The sequence below is a fragment of the Pseudomonas sp. GV047 genome (assembly GCF_003058245.1).
Lineage (GTDB): Bacteria > Pseudomonadota > Gammaproteobacteria > Pseudomonadales > Pseudomonadaceae > Aquipseudomonas > Aquipseudomonas marginalis.
Window position 1 is genome coordinate 116,176 of record NZ_QCWA01000005.1, and the last position, 25,855, is coordinate 142,030.

General features: G+C 60.3%; 24 protein-coding genes and 4 tRNA genes. 21 read left to right on the top strand and 7 right to left on the bottom strand.

Features of this window, described 5'->3' with window-relative positions:
• Positions 1-9 precede the first annotated feature (9 nt).
• Both cysD and cysN read left to right on the top strand, forming a co-directional pair.
• Positions 10-927: a sulfate adenylyltransferase subunit CysD gene (gene cysD / locus C8K58_RS14235; RefSeq protein ID WP_017137614.1), complete on the top strand. Its 918-nt coding sequence runs from the start codon at positions 10-12 to the stop codon at positions 925-927.
• A 9-nt stretch (positions 928-936) separates the two neighbouring features.
• A complete protein-coding gene (gene cysN, locus C8K58_RS14240; protein ID WP_027606862.1) occupies positions 937-2,835 on the top strand; it encodes a sulfate adenylyltransferase subunit CysN in 1,899 nt (632 codons plus the stop codon).
• Positions 2,836-3,013: 178 nt separating this feature from the next.
• On the opposite strand, the gene C8K58_RS14245 is transcribed toward cysN, so the two are convergent.
• From C8K58_RS14245 to C8K58_RS14255, 3 genes are all read right to left on the bottom strand, one after another.
• Positions 3,014-3,910: an acyltransferase gene (locus C8K58_RS14245; RefSeq protein WP_108573869.1), complete on the bottom strand. Its 897-nt coding sequence runs from the start codon at positions 3,908-3,910 to the stop codon at positions 3,014-3,016.
• The gene (gene pta / locus C8K58_RS14250; RefSeq protein ID WP_027606860.1) at positions 3,911-6,010 is read right to left on the bottom strand and encodes a phosphate acetyltransferase; all 2,100 of its coding nucleotides are present in this window, start codon (positions 6,008-6,010) and stop codon (positions 3,911-3,913) included.
• A gap of 79 nt (positions 6,011-6,089) precedes the next feature.
• Positions 6,090-6,380, bottom strand: coding sequence for a DUF3565 domain-containing protein (locus C8K58_RS14255; protein WP_313904232.1), 291 nt, complete (start codon positions 6,378-6,380; stop codon positions 6,090-6,092).
• Between C8K58_RS14255 and C8K58_RS14260 the strand changes: the two genes are divergently transcribed.
• Positions 6,379-6,864 carry a peptidylprolyl isomerase gene (locus C8K58_RS14260; protein WP_010213275.1) on the top strand — a complete coding sequence of 162 codons (486 nt, stop codon included), beginning with the start codon at positions 6,379-6,381 and terminating at the stop codon, positions 6,862-6,864. The genes C8K58_RS14255 and C8K58_RS14260 overlap by 2 nt on opposite strands.
• Positions 6,865-7,066: 202 nt before the next feature.
• Here C8K58_RS14260 and rpsT read toward each other — a convergent pair whose 3' ends face one another.
• Positions 7,067-7,345 carry a 30S ribosomal protein S20 gene (gene rpsT, locus C8K58_RS14265; protein WP_003188401.1) on the bottom strand — a complete coding sequence of 93 codons (279 nt, stop codon included), beginning with the start codon at positions 7,343-7,345 and terminating at the stop codon, positions 7,067-7,069.
• Positions 7,346-7,598: 253 nt separating this feature from the next.
• Here rpsT and murJ point away from each other — a divergent pair, with 253 nt between their 5' ends.
• The 6 genes from murJ to ispH all read left to right on the top strand — a co-directional run bounded on the left by murJ (position 7,599) and on the right by ispH (position 15,050).
• Positions 7,599-9,137, top strand: a complete 1,539-nt coding sequence (murJ, locus tag C8K58_RS14270) for a murein biosynthesis integral membrane protein MurJ (RefSeq protein WP_027606857.1) — start codon at positions 7,599-7,601, stop codon at positions 9,135-9,137.
• 119 nt (positions 9,138-9,256) lie between these two features.
• Positions 9,257-10,195 (top strand): bifunctional riboflavin kinase/FAD synthetase, encoded by a 939-nt coding sequence (gene ribF / locus C8K58_RS14275; protein ID WP_027606856.1) that lies wholly within the window; start codon positions 9,257-9,259, stop codon positions 10,193-10,195.
• 14 nt (positions 10,196-10,209) lie between these two features.
• On the top strand, positions 10,210-13,041 hold the full coding sequence (gene ileS / locus C8K58_RS14280; RefSeq protein WP_027606855.1) for an isoleucine--tRNA ligase: 2,832 nt from the start codon (positions 10,210-10,212) through the stop codon (positions 13,039-13,041).
• On the top strand, positions 13,034-13,546 hold the full coding sequence (lspA, locus tag C8K58_RS14285; RefSeq protein WP_027606854.1) for a signal peptidase II: 513 nt from the start codon (positions 13,034-13,036) through the stop codon (positions 13,544-13,546). The genes ileS and lspA overlap by 8 nt, the downstream gene beginning before the upstream one ends.
• 7 nt (positions 13,547-13,553) lie before the next feature.
• A complete protein-coding gene (fkpB, locus tag C8K58_RS14290) occupies positions 13,554-13,991 on the top strand; it encodes an FKBP-type peptidyl-prolyl cis-trans isomerase (RefSeq protein ID WP_175472328.1) in 438 nt (145 codons plus the stop codon).
• 111 nt (positions 13,992-14,102) lie between these two features.
• Complete coding sequence (gene ispH, locus C8K58_RS14295; protein ID WP_027606852.1) at positions 14,103-15,050, top strand: 4-hydroxy-3-methylbut-2-enyl diphosphate reductase; 948 nt, start codon at positions 14,103-14,105, stop codon at positions 15,048-15,050.
• Here ispH and C8K58_RS14300 read toward each other — a convergent pair.
• On the bottom strand, positions 15,004-15,585 hold the full coding sequence (locus tag C8K58_RS14300) for a GspH/FimT family pseudopilin (protein ID WP_108573870.1): 582 nt from the start codon (positions 15,583-15,585) through the stop codon (positions 15,004-15,006). The two genes, ispH and C8K58_RS14300, sit on opposite strands and share 47 nt — an antisense overlap.
• A 203-nt stretch (positions 15,586-15,788) precedes the next feature.
• On the opposite strand from C8K58_RS14300, the gene pilV reads away from it, so the two are divergent.
• The 5 genes from pilV to thiO all read left to right on the top strand — a co-directional run bounded on the left by pilV (position 15,789) and on the right by thiO (position 19,095).
• The gene (gene pilV, locus C8K58_RS14305; protein WP_092358824.1) at positions 15,789-16,274 is read left to right on the top strand and encodes a type IV pilus modification protein PilV; all 486 of its coding nucleotides are present in this window, start codon (positions 15,789-15,791) and stop codon (positions 16,272-16,274) included.
• Positions 16,271-16,972, top strand: a complete 702-nt coding sequence (locus tag C8K58_RS14310; protein ID WP_108573871.1) for a prepilin-type N-terminal cleavage/methylation domain-containing protein — start codon at positions 16,271-16,273, stop codon at positions 16,970-16,972. The genes pilV and C8K58_RS14310 overlap by 4 nt, the downstream gene beginning before the upstream one ends.
• 7 nt (positions 16,973-16,979) lie before the next feature.
• Entirely contained in the window at positions 16,980-17,510 is a 531-nt protein-coding gene (locus C8K58_RS14315) for a PilX N-terminal domain-containing pilus assembly protein (protein ID WP_108573931.1), read from the top strand.
• 11 nt (positions 17,511-17,521) lie between these two features.
• Complete coding sequence (locus C8K58_RS14320) at positions 17,522-17,923, top strand: type IV pilin protein (RefSeq protein ID WP_092358820.1); 402 nt, start codon at positions 17,522-17,524, stop codon at positions 17,921-17,923.
• Between the two features lie 62 nt (positions 17,924-17,985).
• Positions 17,986-19,095 (top strand): glycine oxidase ThiO, encoded by a 1,110-nt coding sequence (thiO, locus tag C8K58_RS14325; RefSeq protein ID WP_027606846.1) that lies wholly within the window; start codon positions 17,986-17,988, stop codon positions 19,093-19,095.
• On the opposite strand, the gene C8K58_RS14330 is transcribed toward thiO, so the two are convergent.
• Both C8K58_RS14330 and C8K58_RS14335 read right to left on the bottom strand, forming a co-directional pair.
• Entirely contained in the window at positions 19,082-19,315 is a 234-nt protein-coding gene (locus tag C8K58_RS14330) for a PP0621 family protein (protein WP_027606845.1), read from the bottom strand. The genes thiO and C8K58_RS14330 overlap by 14 nt on opposite strands.
• A 125-nt stretch (positions 19,316-19,440) precedes the next feature.
• Positions 19,441-20,466, bottom strand: coding sequence for an outer membrane protein assembly factor BamD (locus tag C8K58_RS14335; RefSeq protein ID WP_108573872.1), 1,026 nt, complete (start codon positions 20,464-20,466; stop codon positions 19,441-19,443).
• 149 nt (positions 20,467-20,615) lie between these two features.
• Here C8K58_RS14335 and rluD point away from each other — a divergent pair, with 149 nt between their 5' ends.
• The 7 genes from rluD (at position 20,616) to C8K58_RS14370 (ending at position 25,728) form a co-directional block, all read left to right on the top strand.
• Positions 20,616-21,578, top strand: coding sequence for a 23S rRNA pseudouridine(1911/1915/1917) synthase RluD (gene rluD / locus C8K58_RS14340; RefSeq protein WP_027606843.1), 963 nt, complete (start codon positions 20,616-20,618; stop codon positions 21,576-21,578).
• Positions 21,575-22,300, top strand: a complete 726-nt coding sequence (gene pgeF / locus C8K58_RS14345; protein ID WP_108573873.1) for a peptidoglycan editing factor PgeF — start codon at positions 21,575-21,577, stop codon at positions 22,298-22,300. Before rluD ends, pgeF begins: the two co-directional genes overlap by 4 nt.
• A gap of 146 nt (positions 22,301-22,446) precedes the next feature.
• On the top strand, positions 22,447-25,011 hold the full coding sequence (gene clpB, locus C8K58_RS14350) for an ATP-dependent chaperone ClpB (RefSeq protein WP_027606841.1): 2,565 nt from the start codon (positions 22,447-22,449) through the stop codon (positions 25,009-25,011).
• A gap of 303 nt (positions 25,012-25,314) precedes the next feature.
• Positions 25,315-25,390 (top strand) — tRNA-Asn (locus C8K58_RS14355).
• Positions 25,391-25,399: 9 nt separating this feature from the next.
• Positions 25,400-25,476, top strand: a tRNA-Pro gene (locus C8K58_RS14360).
• A gap of 5 nt (positions 25,477-25,481) precedes the next feature.
• A tRNA-Lys gene (locus C8K58_RS14365) sits at positions 25,482-25,557 on the top strand.
• Positions 25,558-25,651: 94 nt separating this feature from the next.
• Positions 25,652-25,728: transfer RNA gene (locus C8K58_RS14370), tRNA-Pro, on the top strand.
• The last annotated feature ends 127 nt before the right edge of the window (positions 25,729-25,855 follow it).

The following is a 25,855-nucleotide window of genomic DNA, read 5'->3' on the forward strand; positions in this document are numbered from 1 at the left end:
TGAGTAACCATGGTCGACAAACTGACGCATCTGAAACAGCTGGAGGCGGAAAGCATCCACATCATCCGCGAGGTCGCCGCCGAGTTCGATAACCCGGTGATGCTCTACTCGATCGGTAAAGACTCCGCCGTGATGCTGCACCTGGCGCGCAAGGCCTTCTTCCCGGGCAAGCTGCCGTTCCCGGTGATGCACGTCGACACCCGCTGGAAATTCCAGGAGATGTACAAGTTCCGCGACAAAATGGTCGAGGAACTGGGCCTGGACCTGATCACCCATGTCAACCCGGATGGCGTGGCGCAGGGCATCAACCCGTTCACCCACGGCAGCGCCAAGCACACCGACATCATGAAGACCGAAGGCCTCAAGCAGGCCTTGGACAAGCATGGTTTCGACGCGGCCTTCGGCGGTGCCCGTCGCGATGAAGAGAAATCCCGTGCCAAAGAGCGCGTGTACTCGTTCCGCGACAGCAAGCACCGGTGGGACCCGAAGAACCAGCGCCCGGAGCTGTGGAACGTCTACAACGGCAACGTCAACAAGGGTGAGTCGATCCGTGTGTTCCCGCTGTCCAACTGGACCGAGCTGGATATCTGGCAGTACATCTACCTGGAAGGCATCCCGATCGTGCCGCTGTACTTCGCCGCCGAGCGCGATGTCATCGAGAAGAACGGCACGTTGATCATGATCGACGACGACCGCATCCTCGAGCACCTGTCCGACGAAGACAAAGCCCGAATCGTCAAAAAGAAAGTACGTTTCCGTACCCTTGGCTGCTACCCGTTGACGGGCGCGGTGGAGTCCGAAGCCGAGACGCTGACGGACATCATTCAGGAAATGCTCCTGACGCGAACTTCCGAGCGCCAGGGCCGTGTCATCGACCACGATGGTGCCGGCTCGATGGAAGATAAAAAACGTCAAGGCTATTTCTAAGGGGCTGTCATGTCGCATCAATCTGATTTGATCAGCGAGGACATCCTCGCCTACCTGGGCCAGCACGAGCGCAAGGAAATGTTGCGCTTCCTGACCTGTGGCAACGTCGACGACGGCAAGAGCACCCTGATCGGGCGCCTGCTGCACGACTCCAAGATGATCTACGAAGATCACCTGGAAGCCATCACCCGTGACTCGAAAAAGTCCGGCACCACCGGTGACGACATCGACCTGGCGTTGCTGGTCGACGGCCTGCAGGCCGAGCGTGAGCAGGGCATCACCATCGATGTCGCCTACCGCTACTTCTCTACCGCCAAGCGCAAATTCATCATCGCCGACACCCCCGGCCATGAGCAGTACACCCGCAACATGGCCACCGGTGCATCCACCTGTGACCTGGCGATCATCCTGATCGACGCACGCTACGGCGTGCAGACCCAGACCCGTCGCCACAGCTATATCGCTTCGCTGCTGGGCATCAAGCACATCGTGATCGCCGTCAACAAGATGGACATCAATGGCTTTGACCAAGGCGTGTTCGAGTCGATCAAGGCCGATTACCTGAAGTTCGCCGAGGGCATCGCCTTCAAGCCGAGCACCATGGCATTCGTGCCGATGTCGGCGCTCAAGGGCGACAACGTGGTGAACAAGAGCGAGCACTCGCCCTGGTACACCGGCCAGTCGCTGATGGAGATCCTCGAGACCGTCGAGATCGCCAACGACCGCAACTACACCGACCTGCGTTTCCCGGTGCAGTACGTCAACCGTCCGAACCTGAACTTCCGTGGGTTCGCCGGCACCCTGGCCAGCGGCATCGTGCACAAGGGCGACGAAGTCGTGGTGCTGCCGTCGGGCAAGAGCAGCCGTGTCAAATCCATCGTCACCTTCGAAGGTGAGCTGGAACACGCCGGCCCAGGCCAGGCCGTGACCCTGACCATGGAAGACGAGATCGACATCTCCCGTGGCGACCTGCTGGTGCATGCCGACAACGTGCCGCAAGTGACCGACGCCTTCGACGCCATGCTGGTGTGGATGGCCGAAGAACCGATGCTGCCGGGCAAGAAATACGACATCAAGCGCGCCACCAGCTACGTGCCGGGTTCCATCACCAGCATCGTGCACCGTGTGGACGTGAACACCCTGGCCGAAGGCCCTGCGAGTTCGCTGCAACTGAACGAAATCGGCCGGGTCAAGGTCAGCCTCGACGCCGCCATCGCGTTGGATGGCTATGACAGCAACCGCACCACCGGTGCGTTTATCGTCATCGACCGCCTGACCAACGGCACCGTGGGCGCCGGCATGATCATCGCGCCGCCGGTCACCCACGGCAGTGCGGCGCATCACGGCAAGTTGGCCCATGTCGCCACCGAGGAGCGCGCCCAGCGTTTCGGCCAGCAACCGGCTACCGTGTTGTTCAGCGGTCTGTCAGGCGCGGGCAAGAGCACCCTGGCCTATGCGGTCGAGCGCAAGCTGTTCGACATGGGCCGTGCGGTGTTCGTGCTGGATGGCCAGAACCTGCGTCACGACCTGAACAAGGGCTTGCCCCAGGACCGTGCCGGGCGTACCGAAAACTGGCGCCGTGCCGCTCACGTGGCGCGTCAGTTCAACGAAGCCGGCCTGCTGACCCTGGCCGCATTCGTTGCCCCGGATGCCGAAGGCCGTGAACAGGCCAAGGCGCTGATTGGCAGCGACCGCCTGTTGACCGTGTACGTGCAGGCCTCCCCGCAGGTGTGCGCCGAGCGTGATCCGCAGGGCTTGTACGCGGCGGGTGGGGATAACATCCCTGGCGAATCCTTCCCGTACGACGTGCCGTTGAATGCCGACCTGGTAATCGACACCCAGGCCTTGTCGCTGGAAGACAGCGTCAAGCAAGTGCTGGAGCTGTTGCGTCAGCGCGGCGCGATCTAAACCTCGCGGCCACAAAAAAGCCCGCCACCGAGTGATCAGTGGCGGGCTTTTTTACATCTTCAAGATCGAGCACGGTCAAATGTGGGAGGGGGCTTGCCCCCGATAGCAGTGTGTCAGTCAGTACATCTGTCACTGATCCACCGCTATCGGGGGCAAGCCCCCTCCCACATTTTGTTCATCATTTGTCTGGAAAGTCTTTGTGAAGTCGGTCCAGCAACGCATCCTTGGTTTCCCACAGTTGGTTGATCCACCCCTGGAACGCCAACCGATACTCCCCATCCTGCTCATAATTCCTGCCGATAAACTCTGCCGGAATCTGCACCTCTTCAAACTGCACCACAACGTCCTTCACATTCCCGCACAGCAAGTCCCAATACCCCGGGCGCCCGCCAGGGTAGTGAATGGTCACATTGACCAGTGATTTCAGCTGTTCTCCCATGGCATCCAGCACAAACGCGATACCACCCGCCTTGGGCTTGAGCAGGTAGCGAAACGGCGACTTCTGCTGCGCATGCTTGCCCGGTGTAAAACGCGTGCCTTCGGCAAAGTTGAAAATACCCACCGGGTTGTCGCGAAACTTCGCACAGGTCTTGCGAGTGGTTTCCAGGTCCTTGCCTTTCTTCTCCGGGTGTTTTTCCAGGTAGGCCTTGGTGTAGCGCTTCATGAAGGGAAAGCCCAGTGCCCACCACGCCAGGCCAATCACCGGCACCCAGATCAACTCCTGCTTGAGGAAGAACTTCAGCGGGCGAATCCGACGATTGAGCACATATTGCAGGACCATGATGTCGACCCAGCTCTGATGGTTGCTGGTCACCAGGTACGAGTGCTGGTAGTCCAGGCCTTCAAGACCTTTAAGGTGCCAACGGGTATGGCGCACCAGGTTCATCCAGCCCTTGTTGTTGGTGACCCAGGCTTCGTGGGTGTGGTTCATCAGCCATTCGCTGAAGCCCTTGGCGAAGGGCAGTGCCTTGAACAGCGCCACGATAAAAAGGAACGAACACAGCAGGATCGTATTCAGCGCCAACAGCAGCGAAGCGATCACCCCGCGTACGGCGGCAGGTAGAAAATCCAGCATTTAGATATCCATAGGTCGGTTGGCGGCTTGGATCGCAGTCAGCGCGATGGTGTACACGATGTCGTCGACCTGGGCACCCCGTGGCAGGTCGTTGACCGGTTTGCGCAGGCCTTGGAGCATCGGCCCCAGGCTGACGCAATCGGCACTGCGTTGCACGGCCTTGTGCGTGGTGTTGCCGGTGTTCAGGTCCGGAAACACGAACACGGTGGCTTTGCCGGCGACCAGGCTGTCCGGGGCCAGTTGGCGAGCGACGGTTTCGTTGGCGGCGGCGTCGTATTGCAGCGGGCCGTCGATCAGCAGTGAGCTTTGCTGTTCATGGGCGAGCAGGGTGGCTTCGCGGACTTTCTCCACTTCCTCACCGCTGGCCGAGTCGCCGCTGGAGTAGCTGATCATCGCCACACGCGGGGTGATACCGAAGGCAGCGGCCGAGTCGGCGCTTTGCAAGGCGATTTCCGCCAGCTCGGCGGCACTGGGGTGCGGGTTCATCACACAGTCGCCGTAGACCAGCACCTGCTCGGGAAACAGCATGAAGAACACCGACGACACCAGGGTGCAGCCCGGTGCGGTCTTGATCAGCTGCAGAGCCGGGCGAATGGTGTTGGCGGTGGAGTGGATAACCCCGGAAACCAGGCCGTCCACTTCATCCAGTGCGAGCATCATGGTGGCGATCACCACGGTGTCTTCCAGTTGCTGCTCGGCCATCGGCGCATTCAGGCTCTTGCTCTTGCGCAGGGCAACCATGGGCTCGACGTAGCGCTGGCGGATCAGGTCCGGGTCGAGAATCTCCAGGCCTTCGGGCAATTCGATGCCTTGCGCGCGCGCGACCGCTTCTACGTCAGCCGGCTTGGCCAGCAGCACGCAGCGCGCGATGCCCCGGGCCTGGCAGATGGCGGCGGCTTGCACGGTCAGCGGTTCGCTGCCCTCGGGCAGCACGATGCGTTTGTTGGCCGCCTGGGCGCGCTGGATCAGCTGGTAGCGGAACACCGCCGGCGACAGGCGCATCTCCCGTGGCGTGCCGCAACGCTGGTGCAGCCAGCGCGCATCGAGGTGGCTGGCGACGAAATCGGTGATGATCTCCGCGCGCTCGCGGTCATCGATGGGGATTTCCTTGTTGAGGTTGTTGAGCAGGTTGGCGGTCTCGTAGGAACCGGTACTCACCGACAGCACCGGCAACCCGGCCTGGAATGCGCCGCGGCACAGCTCCATGATGCGCGGGTCGGGCAGGGTGTCGCTGGTCAGCAGCAGGCCGGCCAGGGGCACGCCGTTGATCGCGGCCAGGCTGACGGCGAGGATGATGTCGTCACGGTCGCCGGGGGTCACCACCAGCACGCCGGGCTTGAGCAGCTCCACGGTGTTACGCATGGTGCGAGCGCAGATGATGATCTTGGTCATGCGTCGGGTTTCGTAGTCGCCGGCGTTGAGGATCTGCGCGCCCATCAGGTCGGCCACGTCGCGGGTGCGCGGCGCGTTGAGTTCCGGCTGGTAAGGAATGCAGCCGAGCAGGCGGAAATCACCGCTGCGCAGCAAGGGCGAATGCTCCTTGAGGCGCGCCGAGAAGGCTTCCATGCTTTCGTCGGTGCGCACCTTGTTCAGGATCACGCCGAGCACTTTCGGGTCTTTCGGGCCGCCGAACAACTGGGCCTGCAGTTCCACGCGGCCGGAGAGTTCGGTGAGCACTTCGTTTTCCGGGGCCGAGACCAGGATCACTTCCGCATCCAGGCTCTTGGCCAGGTGCAGGTTGACCCGGGCCGCATAGCTGGCGCTGCGGGTCGGTACCATGCCTTCGACGATCAGCACGTCCTTGCCCACGGCGGCCTGCTGATAAAGGGTGATGATTTCTTCGAGCAGCTCGTCGAGCTGGCCGTCGCCGAGCATGCGTTCCACGTGAGCCAGGCCTAGCGGTTGTGGCGGCTTGAGGCCATGGGTGCGAGCCACCAGCTCGGTGGAGCGTTCGGGGCCGGTATCGCCGGGATGTGGCTGGGCAATCGGCTTGAAAAAACCGACTTTCAGGCCGGCTCGCTCAAGGGTACGCACCAGCCCAAGGCTGATGGAGGTCAGACCCACACCAAAATCGGTGGGCGCGATAAAAAAAGTCTGCATGCGAATTCTCTGGAGGTGCATGGCTTCGGTGGCGCCCTATGGTTGAGTGCCTACCGGGAATCAGGCGCCAAGGTTATCGTTATTCGGGCGCTTGCGCACACCAGCCGCAGGCAAAGGGCTGGCCTATTTTTTCCAGGCGCTGCGCGGCGTCGAGTACCCAGGCGCGAGACTGCCATGGCGGCTGGTGGCGCAGGTGCTGGGTGTGGCCGCAGGACAGCCCGGCAACCCAGTGACCCTCCTCGTCCTGATGGAAACCGATGACCAAGGATGCCGTTGATCGGCCCCGTCCGTCCGGGTTCTGTTCGCTTTCGGGCAAATCCTTGTTTAGACTTGTCCGTTCTTCATTCTTATGCAAAAGGTCTCGCCCCATGACGATCGCCGCTAACAAGGCTGTCTCCATCGACTATACCCTGACCAACGACGCTGGTGAGGTCATCGACAGCTCAGCCGGCGGCGCGCCGCTGGTCTACCTGCAAGGCGCAGGTAACATCATCCCAGGCCTGGAAAAGGCTCTGGAAGGCAAGAGCGTTGGTGATGAGCTGAGCGTTGCCGTAGAACCTGAAGATGCCTACGGCGAATACTCCGCCGAACTGGTCAGCACCCTGAGCCGCAGCATGTTCGAAGGTGTTGATGAGTTGGAAGTGGGCATGCAGTTCCACGCATCCGCGCCGGACGGTCAAATGCAGATCGTCACCATTCGTGACCTGGACGGCGACGACGTCACCGTCGACGGCAACCATCCTCTGGCTGGCCAGCGCCTGAACTTCCAAGTGAAGATCGTTGCCATCCGCGACGCTTCCCAGGAAGAAGTGGCCCACGGTCACGTCCACGGTGAAGGCGGTCATCACCATTGATTGATGTTTTGATCAAGTGGTAGCAAAAACGCCCCGACTGGTTCGGGGCGTTTTTTTGTGCGCTTGAAAATCTCTACCGGATACCCCCGCCACATTTTGATCGTGGTGTATTTTCAGGCACAAACAAAAATGCCCCAGACCTTTCGGTACGGGGCATTTCTTAACTGTTTCGCAACCGGGGTTGCGTTGCAGTTGCTACCACTTAGGCTGCAGCAGGAACGCTCAGAGCCTTGATGTGGCCATTCAGGCGGCTCTTATGACGAGCGGCCTTGTTCTTGTGGATGATGCCTTTATCGGCCATACGGTCGATAACTGGCACAGCCAGAACGTAAGCTGCTTGAGCTTTTTCAGCGTCTTTGGTGTCGATGGCTTTAACTACATTCTTGATGTAGGTACGAACCATGGAACGCAGGCTGGCGTTGTGGCTGCGACGCTTCTCAGCCTGTTTTGCACGTTTTTTGGCGGAAGGTGTGTTGGCCACCGTCGAGCTCCTCGAAAGACTTTTTAGGAAATAGCAAACAAAATAGGCCGCGAATCATGCCGATGACTTGATGTGTTGTCAAGGCCGGCTGATGCGAACTGCTGAGTGGTCGATCTGAAGAGGCGGGTGATTTATTTCCGGCGCTTGACCTGTAAACTCGCGAGCTTTGGCGCTGTGCTGTTGCAGGCGCGCAGTATCGCATAAGTAGGCGCTTAGTTCGCCTGCTCTTTATCTATAGGCGCAAACTCTTTCAATGAATCTGCTCAAATCGTTGGCCGCCGTCAGCTCTATCACGATGATCTCCCGGATTTTGGGGTTTGTGCGTGACACCCTGCTGGCGCGTATCTTCGGCGCCAGCATGGCCACGGATGCGTTCTTTATTGCCTTCAAACTGCCCAACCTGCTGCGACGGATCTTTGCCGAGGGCGCGTTTTCCCAGGCGTTCGTGCCGATTCTGGCCGAATACAAGACTCAACAGGGTGAGGAGGCGACCCGGACCTTTATCGCCTACGTTTCGGGCCTGCTGACCCTGGTGTTGATGCTGGTGACCCTCGTCGGCATGCTCGCCGCGCCCTGGGTGATCTGGGCCACGGCGCCGGGTTTTGCCAATACGCCGGAAAAATTCGCGCTGACCACTGATCTGTTGCGGGTGACCTTTCCTTATATATTGCTGATCTCACTGTCATCCCTGGCCGGTGCGATCCTCAACACCTGGAACCGTTTCTCGGTACCGGCGTTCGTGCCGACGCTGCTTAACGTCAGCATGATTATCTTTGCGCTGTTCCTGACACCTTACTTCGATCCGCCGGTCATGGCCCTTGGCTGGGCCGTGCTGGCCGGTGGCCTGGCGCAGTTGCTCTACCAGCTGCCGCACCTGAAAAAGATCGGCATGCTCGTATTACCGCGACTGAACCTCAAGGACACCGGCGTCTGGCGCGTGATGCGCAATATGTTGCCGGCGATCCTTGGGGTGTCGGTGAGCCAGATTTCCCTGATCATCAACACCGCGTTCGCCTCGCTGCTGGTATCCGGCTCGGTGTCATGGATGTATTACGCCGACCGCCTCATGGAACTGCCGTCCGGCGTGCTGGGCGTAGCCCTCGGCACCATTTTGCTGCCGACGCTGGCACGCACCTATGCCAGCAAGGATCGCCAGGAATACTCGCGCATCCTCGATTGGGGACTGCGCCTGTGTTTCGTGCTGGTGCTGCCGTGCGCACTGGCGTTGGGGATCCTGGCCGAGCCGCTGACGGTGTCGCTGTTCCAATACGGGCAATTCGATGCCCATGACGCGTTGATGACCCAGCATGCGCTGGTGGCTTATTCCGTCGGGCTGCTCGGCATCATCGTGATCAAGGTGCTGGCGCCTGGCTTCTATGCCCAGCAGAACATCCGCACGCCGGTAAAGATTGCGATCTTCACCCTGATCGTCACGCAACTGCTCAACCTGGTGTTTATCGGTCCGCTGGCCCACGCCGGCCTGGCCCTGGCCATCAGTGCCGGTGCGTGCATCAATGCCGGCCTGCTGTTTTATCAGCTGCGCAAACAACAGATGTTCCAGCCTCAGCCTGGCTGGGGCATGTTCGCCCTCAAGTTGTTGGTGGCCGTTGCGATGATGTCGGCGGTATTGCTCGGCCTGATGCACTTCATGCCGGCCTGGGATGAGGGGCATATGCTGGAGCGCTTCATGCGCCTGGGCGTGCTGGTCGTGGCCGGCGTGGTGGTGTACTTCGGGATGTTGCTGCTGCAAGGCTTCCGCCTGCGGGATTTCAATCGCAAGTCGTTGAGCTAGAGAGTTTGCCGCGATAAAACGGTTGTTTTATCGATTCGATCCATTTGCCCTGCGCTGTTGCCTGTCGTCCGGGGCCGGGTGTGGTTATAATCGACCACTTTATGAGCAAGAAGCGCGTTATGCAGCTGGTTCGAGGTCTCCACAACCTGCGCCCTGAGCATCGGGGCTGCGTCGCCACTATTGGCAACTTTGACGGTGTTCACCGTGGCCACCAGGCTATCCTGGCCCGGCTGCGCGAGCGTGCGGTCGAGTTGGGCGTACCCAGCTGCGTGGTGATTTTCGAGCCGCAGCCGCGGGAATATTTCACCCCGGAAACGGCACCGGCACGTCTGGCCCGTCTGCGGGACAAGCTGCAACTGCTGGCCGAAGAAGGCGTGGACCGCGTCCTCTGCCTGGCTTTCAACCAACGTTTGCAAAGTCTCAGCGCTGCCGAGTTCGTCGACCGCATACTGGTAGACGGCCTGGGCGTACAGCATTTGGAGGTTGGCGACGACTTCCGTTTTGGCTGCGACCGGGTCGGGGATTTCGAGTTCCTGCAACACGCCGGTATCACCCAGGGCTTTACCGTCGAAGCCGCGCAAACCGTCGAACTGGACGGCCTGCGCGTGAGCAGCACCCAGGTGCGGAACGCCCTGGCCGCTGCCGACTTCGCCTTGGCCGAGCGTTTGCTCGGTCGCCCGTTCCGCATTGCCGGGCGGGTACTGCACGGCCAGAAGCTGGCGCGCCAACTGGGCACGCCAACCGCCAACGTGCAACTCAAGCGCCGCCGTGTGCCGCTCACCGGGGTTTACCTGGTCAGCGTCGACATCGACGGCCAGCCGTGGCCGGGAGTCGCCAACATAGGCGTCAGGCCCACGGTTGCAGGTGATGGCAAGGCCCACCTGGAAGTTCACCTTTTGGATTTTGCCGGTGATCTGTATGACCGGCGTTTGACGGTGGTTTTCCACCAGAAGCTGCGTGAAGAGCAGCGTTTCGCCTCGCTTGAGGCGTTGAAAACGGCGATCAATGCGGATGTCGCCGCCGCCCGTGCACTAGCCGCACCTAGCGCCCATCGCTAACCGAAGAGCCTTAAATGACCGACTATAAAGCCACGTTAAACCTTCCGGACACCGCCTTCCCAATGAAGGCCGGCCTGCCACAGCGCGAACCGCAGATCCTGCAGCGCTGGGACAGTATTGGCCTGTACGGAAAGTTGCGCGAAATTGGCAAGGATCGTCCGAAATTCGTCCTGCACGACGGCCCTCCTTATGCCAACGGCACGATTCACATCGGTCATGCGCTGAACAAGATTCTCAAGGACATGATCCTGCGCTCGAAAACCCTGGCGGGTTTTGACGCGCCGTATGTCCCGGGTTGGGACTGCCACGGCCTGCCGATCGAACACAAGGTCGAAGTGACCCACGGCAAGAACCTGGGCGCGGATAAAACCCGCGAACTGTGCCGTGCCTACGCTGCCGAGCAGATCGAAGGGCAGAAGTCCGAGTTCATCCGCCTGGGTGTGCTGGGCGAGTGGGACAACCCGTACAAAACCATGAACTTCAAGAACGAGGCCGGTGAAATCCGTGCCTTGGCCGAAATCGTCAAGGGCGGTTTCGTGTTCAAGGGCCTCAAGCCCGTGAACTGGTGCTTCGATTGCGGCTCGGCCCTGGCTGAAGCGGAAGTCGAATACGAAGACAAGAAGTCCTCGACCATCGACGTGGCCTTCCCGATCGCCGACGACGCCAAGCTGGCCGAGGCCTTTGGCCTGGCAAGCCTGAGCAAGCCGGCTGCCATCGTGATCTGGACCACCACCCCGTGGACCATTCCCGCCAACCAGGCGCTGAACGTGCACCCGGAATTCACCTACGCCTTGGTGGACGTCGGTGATCGCCTGCTGGTGCTGGCCGAGGAAATGGTCGAAGCGTGCCTGGCTCGCTACGAGCTGCAAGGTTCGGTGATTGCCACCACTACCGGTTCCGCGCTGGAGCTGATCAACTTCCGTCACCCGTTCTATGACCGTCTGTCGCCGGTGTACCTGGCTGACTACGTCGAGCTGGGTTCGGGTACGGGCATTGTTCACTGCTCGCCTGCCTATGGCGTGGACGACTTCGTGATCTGCAAGAAGTACGGCATGGTCAACGATGAGATCATCAACCCGGTGCAAAGCAACGGTGTTTATGTGCCTTCGCTGGAGTTCTTCGGCGGCCAGTTCATCTTCAAGGCCGACCAGCCGATCATCGACAAGCTGCGTGAAGTCGGTGCGCTGATGCAAACCGACACCATCAAGCACAGCTACATGCACTGCTGGCGCCACAAGACCCCGCTGATCTACCGCGCCACCGCGCAATGGTTTATCGGCATGGACAAAGAGCCGACCAGCGGCGACACCCTGCGTGTGCGCTCGCTCAAGGCTATCGAAGACACCAAGTTCGTCCCGGCCTGGGGCCAGGCGCGCCTGCACTCGATGATCGCCAACCGTCCGGACTGGTGCATCTCCCGTCAGCGTAACTGGGGCGTGCCGATCCCGTTCTTCCTCAACAAGGAAAGCGGCGAGCTGCACCCACGCACCGTCGAACTGATGGAAGTGGTGGCCCAGCGTGTCGAACAGGAAGGCATCGAAGCCTGGTTCAAGCTGGACGCCGCCGAGTTGCTGGGTGACGAAGCGCCGCTGTACGACAAGATCAGCGACACCCTCGACGTGTGGTTCGACTCCGGTACCACCCACTGGCACGTGCTGCGCGGCTCGCACCCGATGGGTCACGAGACCGGCCCGCGTGCCGACCTGTACCTGGAGGGCTCCGACCAACACCGGGGCTGGTTCCACTCGTCGCTGCTGACCGGTTGCGCCATCGACAACCACGCGCCATACCGCGAGCTGCTGACCCACGGGTTCACCGTCGACGAGACGGGCCGCAAGATGTCCAAGTCGCTGAAGAACGTGATCGAGCCGAAAAAGATCAACGACACCTTGGGCGCCGACATCATGCGCCTGTGGGTGGCGTCGACCGATTACTCCGGCGAGATCGCCGTGTCGGACCAGATCCTGGCCCGCAGCGCCGATGCCTACCGCCGTATCCGTAATACCGCGCGCTTCCTGCTGTCGAACCTGACCGGTTTCAACCCGGCCACCGACATCCTGCCGGCCGAGGACATGCTCGCCCTGGACCGTTGGGCCGTGGACCGTACCCTGTTGCTGCAGCGCGAGTTGCAGGAGCACTACGGCGAATACCGCTTCTGGAACGTGTACTCGAAGATCCACAACTTCTGCGTGCAGGAGCTGGGTGGTTTCTACCTCGACATCATCAAGGACCGCCAGTACACCACCGGTGCCAACAGCAAGGCCCGCCGTTCGGCGCAGACCGCGCTGTACCACATCTCCGAAGCGCTGGTGCGCTGGATCGCACCGATCCTGGCCTTCACCGCCGACGAACTGTGGGAATACCTGCCGGGCGAGCGTAACGAGTCCGTCATGCTCAACACCTGGTACGAAGGCTTGACCGAACTGCCGGCCGACTTCGAACTGGGCCGCGACTACTGGGAAGGCGTAATGGCCGTCAAGGTTGCGGTGAACAAGGAGCTGGAGGTTCAGCGTGCGGCCAAGGCCGTCGGTGGCAACCTCCAGGCCGAAGTCACCTTGTTTGCCGAGGAAGGCCTGACTGCCGACCTGGCCAAGCTGAGTAACGAACTGCGCTTCGTGTTGATCACTTCCACTGCGAGCCTGGCACCGTTTGCCCTGGCACCGGCGGACGCCGTGGCCACCGAAGTGCCGGGCCTCAAGCTCAAGGTTGTCAAGTCGGCCTTCCCTAAGTGCGCCCGTTGCTGGCACTGTCGTGAAGACGTCGGGGTGAACCCTGAGCATCCGGAAATCTGCGGTCGTTGCGTCGACAACATTTCCGGTGAAGGCGAGGTTCGCCACTATGCCTAATGCAGCCAGTCGTTTCGGACGTCTGGGCTGGCTCGTACTGAGTGTGCTGGTCCTGGTCATCGACCAGGTCAGCAAGGCTCATTTCGAGGGCTCCCTGGAAATGTTCCAGCAAATCGTGGTGATCCCGGATTACTTCAGCTGGACCCTGGCCTACAACACTGGCGCCGCTTTCAGCTTCCTGGCTGACGGTGGCGGCTGGCAGCGCTGGCTGTTCGCCCTGATCGCGGTGGTGGTCAGTGCGGTGCTCGTGGTCTGGCTCAAGCGCCTGGGGCGCGATGACACCTGGCTGGCCATCGCCTTGGCCCTGGTGTTGGGCGGCGCCCTGGGCAACCTGTACGACCGTATAGCCCTGGGCCATGTGATCGACTTCATCCTGGTGCATTGGCAGAACCGCCATTACTTCCCGGCGTTCAATTTTGCCGACAGCGCCATCACCGTCGGTGCAATCATGCTGGCGCTGGACATGTTCAAAAGTAAGAAAACCGGAGAGACCGTCAATGACTGATCAGGTATTGGCTGAGCAACGCATCGGCCAGAACACGGAAGTCACCTTGCATTTCGCACTGCGCCTGGAGAATGGCGACACGGTCGACAGCACGTTCGACAAAGCCCCGGCGACCTTCAAGGTCGGCGACGGCAACCTGTTACCGGGTTTTGAAGCGGCCCTGTTCGGTTTCAAGGCCGGCGACAAGCGCACCCTGCAGATCCTGCCGGAAAACGCCTTTGGCCAGCCCAACCCGCAAAACCTGCAGATCATCCCGCGTTCGCAGTTCCAGGACATGGATCTGTCGGAAGGCTTGCTGGTGATCTTCAACGATGCGGCGAATACCGAGCTGCCCGGTGTGGTCAAAACCTTCGATGACGCGCAGGTAACTATCGACTTCAACCACCCGTTGGCCGGTAAAACCTTGACGTTCGACGTTGAAATCATCGACGTTAAAGCTCTTTGATCAACGCCCCGATCTAAAATGTGGGAGGGGGCAAGCCCGCTCCCGCCTTTGGTCGCCATTGTCAGTTCAGTAGCATCAACTCTGGCCCAAGCGCCAGACACGAGGCACAGCATGCAAATCAAACTCGCCAACCCCCGTGGCTTCTGCGCCGGCGTGGACCGGGCGATCGAAATCGTCAACCGCGCCCTGGAAGTCTTCGGGCCGCCGATCTATGTGCGCCATGAGGTCGTCCATAACAAGTTCGTGGTCGAAGACCTGCGCGCACGTGGCGCCATCTTTGTCGAAGAACTGGAGCAGGTGCCGGACGACGTTATCGTTATCTTCAGCGCCCACGGTGTTTCCCAGGCCGTACGTACCGAAGCGGCTGGCCGTGGCCTGAAAGTATTCGACGCCACCTGTCCGCTGGTCACCAAGGTGCATATCGAAGTCGCGCGCTACAGCCGTGATGGTCGCGAATGCATCCTGATTGGCCATGCCGGCCACCCGGAAGTCGAAGGCACCATGGGCCAATACGACGGCAGCAATGGTGGCGCCATCTACCTTGTAGAAGACGAAAAAGACGTCGCCAGCTTGCAGGTTCACAACCCTGAGCGTTTGGCGTTCGTGACCCAGACCACCTTGTCCATGGACGACACCAGCCGCGTCATCGACGCGCTGCGCAGCCGCTTCCCGGCCATTGGTGGGCCACGCAAGGACGACATCTGCTACGCCACCCAAAACCGCCAGGATGCAGTCAAACAGTTGGCCGATGAATGCGATGTAGTGCTGGTGGTCGGCAGCCCTAACAGCTCCAATTCCAACCGCCTGCGCGAATTGGCCGAACGCATGGCGACACCGGCGTACCTGATCGACGGTGCTGAAGATATGCAGCGCAGCTGGTTCGATGGTGTCGAGCGTATTGGCATCACGGCGGGCGCTTCGGCCCCGGAAGTCCTGGTGCGCGGCGTCATCCAGCAGTTGCATGCATGGGGGGCTACGGGCGCCGATGAGTTGGCCGGTCGTGAAGAGAACATCACTTTCTCCATGCCCAAGGAGCTGCGGGTTCGCTCGCTGCTCTGAATGCCAGGGTGCCGGAGTAACTTCGGCACAACGCCTGTTCGGCTCTATCGCTGCGCAGGCTGATGCGCCCACTGGGCGCCAGCACTACCTGGTACAGGCTCTGTACCGAGTCCGTGGCGCATATATGTACAGTGCCGGCACGAAAACCTCCCCCAGCAAATACCGGCTCGCCCAATCCGCTGAAGCGGACCTGGTTTTTGACCGGTCCATTCCCGACGATCGGCACCCGTCCACTGCCCTGGCGCTCCAGTAACACCGGGTTGTCGTCGTCCAGATGGCCACGCCCGCTTACATCCAGCACGACCCGCCAACCCCGGCTCCAGTCATCGTCCAGTGCGTGGATGACCACCGCGCGGTTACGCGTGATGGCTTCAGTGCGTGCGAAGCGAAATCCGTTTGTCAGTGATTGCGCCGCGCTTTGTCGCTGCTGTGATTCCAGCAGGCTGGTGAAACTGGGCGTAGCCAGATGCGCCAGGATGCCGCTCACGATCAGTCCGAGCAGCAGTTCGATCAGGGTGAAACCTCGTTGCTCCATAGGCCGTCCCTCCGTGGGCGTGTGTACATACAGGGTTGAGACATAGGTATAGCGTCCGGCTCGGAGTGTCGAATGATGGCCTTTATGTCCAAAGTATTTCCCTTTGTTCCGTAGCCAGCGCCGGCGAAAAACCGACGCTAGTCTTGGGGGGCACAGCAGGGTTTTCCTGCTTTTTTCGGCCCTCGACACGGATGACGACGGTAATGCCTGCCTGCCTGAAAACCTGTTTCTTCCTGACTTTTCCTCGGTGCCAAATCGGCATGACATTGATTGAAGTGCTGGTGGCGGTGCTGATTCTCGCCGTCGGGCTGTTAGGTGCAGTGATGCTCCAGCTCAACGCCCTCAAGTACACCGACAGTTCGAGGATGACCAGCCAGGCCAGTTTCATCGCCTACGATATGCTCGACCGAATCCGTGCCAATTCCGGTGCCGACTATTCGTTGCGTCGTGGCGCTCGAGCGCCGGCCAGTACCGCGACCACCAGCGTGCGTGACGTGGACCTGCATGATTTCGAGGCCAATATTCGCGGTTTTGCCGGGGAGAGCGGCAAAGGCTCCGTGGCGGTCAGTGCAGATGAAGTGACTGTCAGTATCAGTTGGGATGACAGCCGGGGTGCAAACACGCCTGGCGCGCGGGAAACCTTCACCCTGACCAGTCGCATCGACAATGAGCCGGGGGTGATGCAATGAGGCATCGGGTTAGAGGTTTCAGCCTGGTGGAATTGTTGCTGGCCCTGGCCGTCGGTTTGGTGCTGGTGCTTGGCGGGAGCCAGGTGCTGATCAATTTCCGAGCGACCCACGCCAGCCAGCAGGCGGCCATGTTGCTGCAGGATGATGCGCGGTTTGTGCTCGGCAAGATGATCCGGGACATTCGCCAGGCGGGCATGTTTGGCTGTTTGGCGCCGGCCTTTATCGAGAATGCCCCGCCAGCCTTTGAAAGGCCGGTCAGCTGGAATGCCGGGGGCAGTTCAAAGTCGCTGACGCTGGTCACTGCCGATGTGGGCGGCGGCAGGCCTGACTGGACGGTGCTCTCCGACTGCACTGCTGGCGCCCAAGCCTATTCAGGCAGCTCACCTGCGCCTGCTCCCGGGCAGATTCGTTTTGCGATTCGGCAACTGACCTACACCTTCGAGGTGGGCCAGTTGAAGGTCAGCACGCTTTCCTCGCCGGCCAGGGCTGTGTTGGTGGATAACGTACGGGCTTTCGATGTCAGTTTCGGCGTGGCTGCCAGCCCGGCGTCAGTTCGGGTTGTGCGTTATGACGCTATCCCGACCGATGAATCCTTGATCCGCAGTGTGCGCATCCGCATGACGCTGCAAGACCCGACGGGGCGGGTAAAAGATCAAACCTACAGCGTCGTGGCGGCGCTGCGAAACCGTGTGGGCTAGGGCGACCATGGTGTTTGCTGGGGGTGTTTCTTCGCGGCAGGGGGGGATGGTTCTGCTGATAAGCCTGGTATTTTTGCTGCTGTTGTCGTTGATCGGCCTGTCTTCGATACAGGGGGCGGTCACCCAGCAAAAGATCACCGGTAGCCTGTGGCACCGCAACCAGTCGCTGCAAACCGCAGAAAGTGGTTTGAGGCTGGGCGAGCAAGGTGTGAGGCGAAAGGGCGCGGCCTTGCCGCAGTGCCAGTCGATCGCTGCCTGCGGGCCACCGGATGAAGCGTTTTCGGTGGTGGGTGCCGGTCCCCATCCTGTGTCATCGGTTAACTGGGTTGCCATCAAGGGTGGGCTGTACGGTATTCAGTCCCTGGGGCCTGGTTCAGGGCTGCCGCATGTGCCGCCGCAAGCCCTGGCGACGTTGTACCGGGTAACAGCGGTCGGGCTCAGTGGTCAATCGCGCACCGTATTGGAGAGCGTATATGCGCGGGTGGAGGACGAGAGCGGCTCGCGGTTTCGGCGGGTTTCGTGGCGGCAACTTCAATAAGGAGCAATGGAATGGGCATGGACAGCCAGGGTTTTACCCTGATCGAGCTATTGATCGCCGTGGCGATCATCGCGTTTCTGGCCGGAATCGCTTACCCCGGGTACACCGGCCATGTGAAAAAGGTCTATCGCGCGGAAATCGTCGCGCTGTTGACCGAGCAGGCTCAGCACCTGGAGCGGTTTCATATGAGGAACGGCACTTTTATTGACGCAAGCGGCGTCAGTACGGGCAATGATCGCTATAGAATCACCGCAGCGTTGAACCCTCAGGATTTCTACCTGGTTGCTACACCGGGCGCCGATTCGTTGATGGCCGGCGACCCTTGCGGTGACTTCAGCCTGGACAGCAGCGGTGCGCGTGGCAATCCGGGGGCGGCACCTGAAATGTCGCGCCAGACATGCTGGGGGCAATGATGAGGGTGCTGGATGATTGGGCGCCGGGCGCGTTTATTCCTATTTATCGACTGGATCAAATGATGGCTAAGCAACAGCAAGTGGTGATTGTCGGTGGCGGAGTCATCGGCTTGTTGACGGCGTTCAATCTGGCAACCCAGGGGCAGGCTGTGATCCTGCTGGAGCGTGCCGGTGTGGGGCAGGAGTCGTCATGGGCGGGCGGAGGCATTGTTTCGCCACTGTATCCGTGGCGCTATAGCCCGGCGGTCACAGCGTTGGCCCATTGGTCCCAGGATTTTTATCCGCAACTGGCTGAGCGGCTGTTTGCTGCTACCGGTGTCGATCCGGAGGTCCATACCACGGGGTTGTACTGGCTGGACCTGGACGATGAAGCCGAGGCGCTGGACTGGGCTGCTCGTGAAGGGCGGCCTTTGAGCAAGGTCGATGTGTCTGCCGCCCATGATGCGGTTCCTGTCTTGGGTGGCGGGTATTCCCAGGCGATCTATATGGCCAACGTGGCCAACGTGCGCAACCCGCGCCTGGTCAAATCCCTGAAGGCCGCGCTATTGGCCCTGCCTGCCGTGACCGTTCACGAACAGTGCACAGTGACTGGTTTTGTTCTGGATGGCGGCAACGTAGTGGGCGTGGATACGGCAGAGGGGCCGATTCTGGGGAATCAGGTGGTGCTTGCAGCGGGGGCGTGGAGCGGCGAGTTGCTCGGCACACTGGGCTTGGCGCTGCCGGTAGAGCCGGTCAAGGGGCAGATGATTTTGTACAAATGCGCGTCGGACTTCCTGTCGAGCATGGTCCTGGCCAAAGGGCGTTATGCGATCCCTCGGCGCGATGGGCACATCCTCATCGGCAGCACGCTGGAACATGAGGGGTTCGACAAGACGCCAACCGACACCGCGCTGGAAAGCCTCAAGGCTTCGGCTGTGGAACTGATTCCCGCCCTGGCCGACGCCGAAGTGGTGGGGCATTGGGCCGGCTTGCGGCCCGGCTCGCCGGAGGGCATCCCCTATATCGGTCGGGTACCCGGCTTCAATGGGCTGTGGCTCAACTGCGGGCATTACCGCAACGGGTTGGTCCTGGCGCCGGCATCGTGCCAGTTATTTGTTGATTTGCTACTGGAGCGTGCGCCGATCATCGATCCGGCACCCTATGCCCCCGAAGGTCGGATCAACGCTGGATAGACTTCGGTCCTTGCTCCAGATGCGCCTGGGTGCAATACCACTCCTGGCGCGAACTCAGGGCGCGATCCTGTGGCAAGTGCACGCCGCAGTGTGCGCAGCGCACCATCAACGCAGCGCCGGGCTCGCTGGTGCGTTGCTGCCTGGCGGTCGGGCTTTTGAATTTGCGCCAGAACCATACCGCGGCAGCAATAACGGCAATCCAGAACAGAAGACGAAGCATGATGGGCGGTTTCTCGATAAGGAATGCGCCAGTTTAGCCAAGGACGTGGCAGGCGCACAGCGCAATAATCCTTGCCCATAAAAAAGGAGCCCCGAAAGGCTCCTTTTTGCGTTGCGTCGACAGGCTCAGTCGAACACACCGAAGGTCATGTAGCTGAACCACGAGCGGTCCTGGTTGTTGCCCAGGGCCTGCGGCTCTTCTTCTTCGATCACATCGCCGTTCTCGTCGTGCGGCTTGAGGTCCGAAGGAATGGCGTCCTTGGCGTCCTGGAACTGCTTGATCACGTCCTGGTTGGCGCGGGTTTCGCCCGGCGGCAACGGCGGACGCGACTCGATCAGGCCCAGGGTGTACTTGCTCAGCCACGAGCGGTTGTCCGCTTCGGCCACCTGAGGCACGAATTGGCCGTCTTTCAGGCTCGGGTGATCAGGGTAGTTGAGCTTGAGGGTTTCCAGGCTGGTGCTGGCCAGCTCGTCCAGGTGCAGGCGCTGGTAAGCCTCGGTCATCACCGCCAGGCCGTCACCCACGGAAGGGGTTTCCTGGAAGTTTTCCACCACATAACGACCACGGTTGGCGGCAGCTACATACGCCTGGCGGGTCAGGTAGTAGTGGGCCACGTGGATTTCGTAGGAGGCCAGCAGGTTACGCAGGTAGATCATGCGCTGCTTGGCGTCCGGCGCGTAGCGGCTGTTTGGGTAGCGGCTGGTCAACTGGGCGAACTCGTTGTAGGAGTCGCGAGCGGCGCCTGGGTCTCGCTTGGTCATGTCCAGCGGCAGGAAGCGCGCCAGCAGGCCAACATCCTGGTCGAACGAGGTCAGGCCCTTCATGTAGTAGGCGTAGTCCACGTTCGGGTGTTGCGGGTGCAGGCGGATGAAGCGCTCGGCGGCGGACTTCGCAGCCTCCGGCTCGGCGTTCTTGTAGTTGGCGTAGATCAGCTCAAGCTGGGCCTGGTCGGCGTAGCGCCCGAACGGATAGCGCGACTCCAGGGCCTTCAGCTTCGCTGTGGCGCTGGTGTAGCTATTATTGTCCAAGTCTTTCTGTGCCAGTTGGTACAGCTCGACTTCGCTCAGGTTTTCGTCGACGACTTCCTTTGTTGACGAGCAAGCAGCAGTCATGGCGAGGATGGCGATCAGCAGCAGGTGTTTCACTTGCATGGCGGCTTGCGTCCCTATGACGGCCGCTGTCTTGGGCGGGGCCGTCCTGTTATGATGAGCGCCCCGTTGAAAGCCTCGGGGCAAAAGACGCCGTATTTAACCACAAGCGCGCAGCCGAAACCAAAGGCTGTGCCACGCCTAGTCTGAGCATGTCCGATAAAATTGAACTTCGCGCAGAGGTGCCGTCCGAATTGGGCGGCCAACGCCTCGATCAAGTCGCCGCACAATTATTCGCTGAGCACTCGCGCTCGCGCCTTTCCGCCTGGATCAAAGACGGCCGCCTGACTGTGGATGGAGCGGTTATCCGCCCGCGAGACATAGTCCATGGCGGTGCGATTCTTGAGCTGACTGCCGAGCAGGAAGCCCAGGGAGAATGGGTCGCCCAGGACATCGAGCTGGATATCGTCTATGAAGACGACGACATCCTGGTCATCAACAAACCCGCAGGCCTGGTGGTTCACCCGGCGGCCGGGCACGCTGATGGCACCTTGCTCAATGCCCTGTTGCACCACATCCCCGACATCGTCAACGTGCCGCGTTGCGGCATCGTGCACCGTCTGGACAAGGACACCACTGGCTTGATGGTGGTGGCCAAGACCATTCAGGCGCAGACGCAACTGGTTACGCAATTGCAGAGCCGTAGCGTCAGTCGTATCTACGAATGCATCGTGATCGGTGTGGTCGTGGCTGGCGGCAAGATCAATGCCCCGATCGGTCGCCACGGCCAGCAGCGCCAGCGTATGGCGGTGATGGAAGGCGGCAAGCAGGCGGTGAGCCACTACCGCGTGCTCGAGCGTTTCCGTTCCCACACCCATGTGCGGGTCAAGCTGGAAACCGGTCGTACCCACCAGATTCGCGTGCATATGGCCCACATCAACTTCCCGTTGGTGGGCGATCCGGCCTATGGCGGCCGCTTCCGCATTCCGCCTGCGGCGAGCCAGACCATGGTCGAATCGCTCAAGACGTTCCCGCGCCAGGCCTTGCATGCACGTTTCCTGGAGCTGGACCATCCGACGAGCGGTAAGCGCATGAGCTGGGAATCGCCACTTCCAGACGATTTTGTCTGGTTGCTGTCGCTGCTCAAGCAGGATCGCGAGGCGTTTGTCGGATGAATGACTGGCTGATTCCTGACTGGCCCGCGCCTGCCGGGGTGAAAGCCTGTGTGACTACCCGAACGGGCGGCGTCAGCCAGGCGCCGTTCGACAGCCTTAACCTGGGCGATCACGTTGAGGACAGTCTTGAGGCCGTCCTTGAGAATCGCCGTCGCCTTACCGAAGCCTTTGATATTCAGCCGGCCTGGCTGCGCCAGGTCCATGGCGTGGATGTGGTCGAGGCCGATCCTGGCCGCACCGCCGAAGCCGACGGCAGTTGGAGCAGCACCCCCGGCATCGCCTGCACCGCGATGACCGCCGATTGCCTGCCTGCGTTGTTCTGCAACCGTGCCGGCACTCGTGTGGCTGCGGCTCATGCCGGTTGGCGTGGGCTGGCGGCGGGCGTGCTGGAGGCAGCCTTCGAAAGCCTTGACGCAGAGCCTTCGGACATCCTGGTATGGCTGGGCCCGGCGATTGGCCCGCAAGCCTTTGAGGTTGGCCCTGAAGTGCGTGAAGCCTTCATGCAGCACCTGCCGACAACTGCCGAAGCCTTTGTACCAAGCCGCAATCCCGGCAAATTCATGGCCGACATCTATCAGTTGGCCCGCCTGCGCCTTGCTGCGCGGGGCGTCACCGCGGTTTATGGTGGTGGCTTCTGCACCGTGACCGACCCGCGCTTCTTTTCGTACCGGCGCAGCCCCCGCACCGGACGTTTTGCCTCCCTTATCTGGCTTGAGCGCTAGACTCTGCTGATCTGGGTCAACGCTGATCCATATCAACCGCCGCTCGCTTGAATCTTCCAGAATCCACCCCATCTATAAGGGTATCTGGCAGGTTTCTTCATTCAGGATGTTTTATAGCTCCGGCCTGCTCAAAAGGAAGGTGACTAATGCGTATTGATCGTTTAACCAGCAAATTGCAGTTGGCCTTATCGGACTCCCAATCCTTGGCGGTGGGTCTTGACCACCCGGCCATCGAGCCTGCGCACTTGATGCAGGCACTCCTGGAACAGCAAGGTGGTTCTATCAAGCCCTTGCTGATGCAGGTGGGCTTTGATGTCAACAGCCTGCGCAAGGAGTTGAGCAAAGAGCTCGACCAACTGCCGAAAATCCAAAACCCTACCGGCGACGTGAATATGTCGCAGGATCTGGCGCGCCTGCTTAACCAGGCTGACCGCTTGGCCCAGCAGAAGGGTGACCAGTTCATCTCCAGCGAACTGGTGCTGCTCGCCGCCATGGACGAGAACAGCAAGCTTGGCAAGTTGTTGCTTGGCCAGGGTGTCAGCAAGAAAGCCCTGGAAAACGCCATCAACAACCTGCGTGGCGGTGATGCGGTTAATGACCCTAACCACGAGGAGTCGCGCCAGGCCCTGGACAAGTACACCGTCGACCTGACCAAGCGTGCCGAAGAGGGCAAGCTTGACCCGGTGATCGGCCGTGACGATGAAATTCGTCGCACCATCCAGGTTCTGCAGCGTCGCACCAAGAACAACCCGGTGTTGATCGGTGAACCTGGCGTGGGTAAAACCGCGATTGCCGAAGGCCTGGCCCAACGCATCATCAATGGTGAAGTGCCGGACGGCCTTAAAGGCAAGCGCCTGCTGTCCCTGGATATGGGGTCATTGATCGCCGGTGCCAAGTTCCGCGGTGAATTCGAAGAGCGCCTGAAATCCCTGCTTAATGAACTGTCGAAGCAGGAAGGGCAGATCATTCTGTTTATCGACGAACTGCACACCATGGTCGGCGCCGGTAAAGGCGAGGGCTCCATGGATGCTGGCAACATGCTCAAGCCCGCCTTGGCGCGGGGTGAGTTGCATTGTGTCGGTGCTACTACGCTTAACGAATATCGCCAGTACATTGAGAAAGATGCGGCCCTTGAGCGGCGTTTCCAGAAAGTCCTGGTGGAAGAACCGAGCGAAGAGGACACCATCGCGATCCTGCGGGGCCTGAAAGAGCGCTACGAGGTCCACCATAAAGTGGCGATCACCGACGGTGCGATCATTGCGGCGGCCAAGTTGAGCCATCGCTACATTACCGACCGTCAATTGCCGGACAAGGCCATCGACTTGATCGACGAAGCGGCCAGCCGCATTCGCATGGAGATCGACTCCAAGCCGGAAGTGCTCGACCGCCTGGATCGTCGCCTGATTCAACTGAAAGTCGAATCCCAGGCACTTAAGAAAGAAGAGGACGACGCGGCCAAGAAACGCCTGGAGAAACTTCAGGAAGAAATCGTCCGTCTGGAGCGCGAGTATTCTGACCTCGAAGAAATCTGGACCTCGGAAAAAGCCGAAGTACAGGGCTCTGCGCAGATCCAGCAAAAAATCGAGCAGTCGCGCCAGGAGCTGGAAGCCGCACGTCGTAAAGGCGACCTGAACCGCATGGCCGAGTTGCAGTACGGGGTGATCCCGGACCTGGAACGCAGCCTGCAAATGGTCGACCAGCACGGTAAGGCTGAAAATCAGCTGTTGCGCAGCAAGGTGACCGAGGAAGAAATCGCCGAAGTCGTGTCCAAGTGGACCGGCATCCCGGTGTCGAAAATGCTTGAAGGCGAGCGTGACAAGCTGCTGAAGATGGAGCACCTGTTGCACCAGCGCGTGATCGGCCAGGAAGAGGCGGTCGTGGCGGTGTCCAACGCGGTACGGCGTTCCCGTGCCGGCTTGTCCGACCCGAACCGTCCGAGCGGCTCGTTCATGTTCCTCGGCCCGACCGGTGTGGGTAAGACCGAGCTGTGCAAGGCCCTGGCCGAGTTCCTCTTTGATACTGAAGAGGCCATGGTACGGATCGACATGTCCGAATTCATGGAGAAACATTCGGTGGCTCGCCTGATCGGGGCTCCACCAGGCTATGTGGGCTACGAGGAGGGCGGTTACCTGACCGAGGCCGTGCGGCGTAAGCCTTACTCGGTGATCCTGCTGGATGAGGTCGAGAAGGCTCACCCGGACGTGTTCAACATCTTGCTGCAAGTGCTGGAAGATGGACGACTCACGGACAGCCACGGGCGCACTGTGGACTTCCGCAACACGGTGATCGTCATGACCTCCAACCTGGGCTCGGCGCAGATCCAGGAACTGGTAGGTGATCGTGAGGCCCAGCGCGCTGCTGTAATGGATGCGTTGACCACGCACTTCCGTCCGGAATTCATCAACCGGGTCGACGAAGTGGTGATCTTCGAGCCATTGGCGCGGGATCAGATCGCGGGCATCACCGAGATCCAGCTGGGGCGTCTGCGCGGTCGCCTGGCGGAACGCGAGTTGTCGCTGGAACTGAGCCGCGAGGCGTTGGACAAGCTGATCGCGGTCGGTTACGACCCGGTGTATGGTGCACGGCCTTTGAAACGTGCGATCCAGCGCTGGATCGAGAACCCGCTGGCGCAGTTGATCCTGTCGGGCAGCTTTATGCCGGGCACCAGCGTCGAGGCGACTGTGGAGAACGACGAAATCGTCTTCCACTGAGCCCGGATTGCACTGCAATAAGAGAAGGCCCTGCATCCCAGGGCCTTTTTTTTCGATAGGGCGTTGAACTGTAAGGCAAAGGCTTGTAAAGTGCGCCCCGCAGCAACGTCAGCCCACGGGTTTCTTCTCCCCAAGAAGAAATCAGAAAGAAGCGCAAATCATTGTCTTAAAAGCAATTTAAAGGGTTGACAGGGGTTTTTAAGATTGTAGAATAGCGCGCCTCAGAGACGCTAACGTAGCGATACGGACAGGGTCGAAGAGAAGGTTACACAGCAGTAAAAGTTGTACTTTGAAATATGTAGTTCCGTGATAGCTCAGTCGGTAGAGCAAATGACTGTTAATCATTGGGTCCCAGGTTCGAGTCCTGGTCACGGAGCCAATTTCAAACCGGGGTATAGCGCAGTCCGGTAGCGCGCCTGCTTTGGGAGCAGGATGTCGGGAGTTCGAATCCCCCTACCCCGACCATATTTGGGTCGTTAGCTCAGTTGGTAGAGCAGTTGGCTTTTAACCAATTGGTCGTAGGTTCGAATCCCACACGACCCACCATTTTTGAGACCAGTTAACGCTGGAATCGAATCTTAAGATCAGAGGCCAAAAGCGCTGATCGAAGAAGGCGACTGAAAGGTCGCCTTTTTTTTACCGGGGTATAGCGCAGTCCGGTAGCGCGCCTGCTTTGGGAGCAGGATGTCAGGAGTTCGAATCCCCTTACCCCGACCATATTAAAAATCCTCGTATCGAAAGATACGGGGATTTTTTTTGCCTGGAATTATCTCAAGTCCAACACACAACCAATGTGGGAGGGAGCAAGCCTCCCACATTGGCCAGTCCCGCAAGGGACCCTGTT

Excerpts from the sequence above, each read along its gene's own strand:
- C8K58_RS14300 (WP_108573870.1), bottom strand. The coding sequence starts at position 15,585 with ATGGAGCAACGAGGTTTCACCCTGATCGAACTGCTGCTCGGACTGATC.
- rluD (WP_027606843.1), top strand. The coding sequence starts at position 20,616 with ATGTCCGATAAAATTGAACTTCGCGCAGAGGTGCCGTCCGAATTGGGC.
- C8K58_RS14330 (WP_027606845.1), bottom strand. The coding sequence starts at position 19,315 with ATGCTTCGTCTTCTGTTCTGGATTGCCGTTATTGCTGCCGCGGTATGG.
- C8K58_RS14315 (WP_108573931.1), top strand. The coding sequence starts at position 16,980 with ATGGTGTTTGCTGGGGGTGTTTCTTCGCGGCAGGGGGGGATGGTTCTG.
- ileS (WP_027606855.1), top strand. The coding sequence starts at position 10,210 with ATGACCGACTATAAAGCCACGTTAAACCTTCCGGACACCGCCTTCCCA.
- thiO (WP_027606846.1), top strand. The coding sequence starts at position 17,986 with ATGGCTAAGCAACAGCAAGTGGTGATTGTCGGTGGCGGAGTCATCGGC.
- C8K58_RS14260 (WP_010213275.1), top strand. The coding sequence starts at position 6,379 with ATGACGATCGCCGCTAACAAGGCTGTCTCCATCGACTATACCCTGACC.
- murJ (WP_027606857.1), top strand. The coding sequence starts at position 7,599 with ATGAATCTGCTCAAATCGTTGGCCGCCGTCAGCTCTATCACGATGATC.
- pta (WP_027606860.1), bottom strand. The coding sequence starts at position 6,010 with ATGCAGACTTTTTTTATCGCGCCCACCGATTTTGGTGTGGGTCTGACC.
- C8K58_RS14310 (WP_108573871.1), top strand. The coding sequence starts at position 16,271 with ATGAGGCATCGGGTTAGAGGTTTCAGCCTGGTGGAATTGTTGCTGGCC.
- C8K58_RS14320 (WP_092358820.1), top strand. The coding sequence starts at position 17,522 with ATGGGCATGGACAGCCAGGGTTTTACCCTGATCGAGCTATTGATCGCC.
- C8K58_RS14255 (WP_313904232.1), bottom strand. The coding sequence starts at position 6,380 with ATGGGGCGAGACCTTTTGCATAAGAATGAAGAACGGACAAGTCTAAAC.
- clpB (WP_027606841.1), top strand. The coding sequence starts at position 22,447 with ATGCGTATTGATCGTTTAACCAGCAAATTGCAGTTGGCCTTATCGGAC.
- pilV (WP_092358824.1), top strand. The coding sequence starts at position 15,789 with ATGCCTGCCTGCCTGAAAACCTGTTTCTTCCTGACTTTTCCTCGGTGC.
- pgeF (WP_108573873.1), top strand. The coding sequence starts at position 21,575 with ATGAATGACTGGCTGATTCCTGACTGGCCCGCGCCTGCCGGGGTGAAA.
- lspA (WP_027606854.1), top strand. The coding sequence starts at position 13,034 with ATGCCTAATGCAGCCAGTCGTTTCGGACGTCTGGGCTGGCTCGTACTG.
- cysN (WP_027606862.1), top strand. The coding sequence starts at position 937 with ATGTCGCATCAATCTGATTTGATCAGCGAGGACATCCTCGCCTACCTG.
- ribF (WP_027606856.1), top strand. The coding sequence starts at position 9,257 with ATGCAGCTGGTTCGAGGTCTCCACAACCTGCGCCCTGAGCATCGGGGC.
- ispH (WP_027606852.1), top strand. The coding sequence starts at position 14,103 with ATGCAAATCAAACTCGCCAACCCCCGTGGCTTCTGCGCCGGCGTGGAC.
- C8K58_RS14335 (WP_108573872.1), bottom strand. The coding sequence starts at position 20,466 with ATGCAAGTGAAACACCTGCTGCTGATCGCCATCCTCGCCATGACTGCT.
- C8K58_RS14245 (WP_108573869.1), bottom strand. The coding sequence starts at position 3,910 with ATGCTGGATTTTCTACCTGCCGCCGTACGCGGGGTGATCGCTTCGCTG.
- cysD (WP_017137614.1), top strand. The coding sequence starts at position 10 with ATGGTCGACAAACTGACGCATCTGAAACAGCTGGAGGCGGAAAGCATC.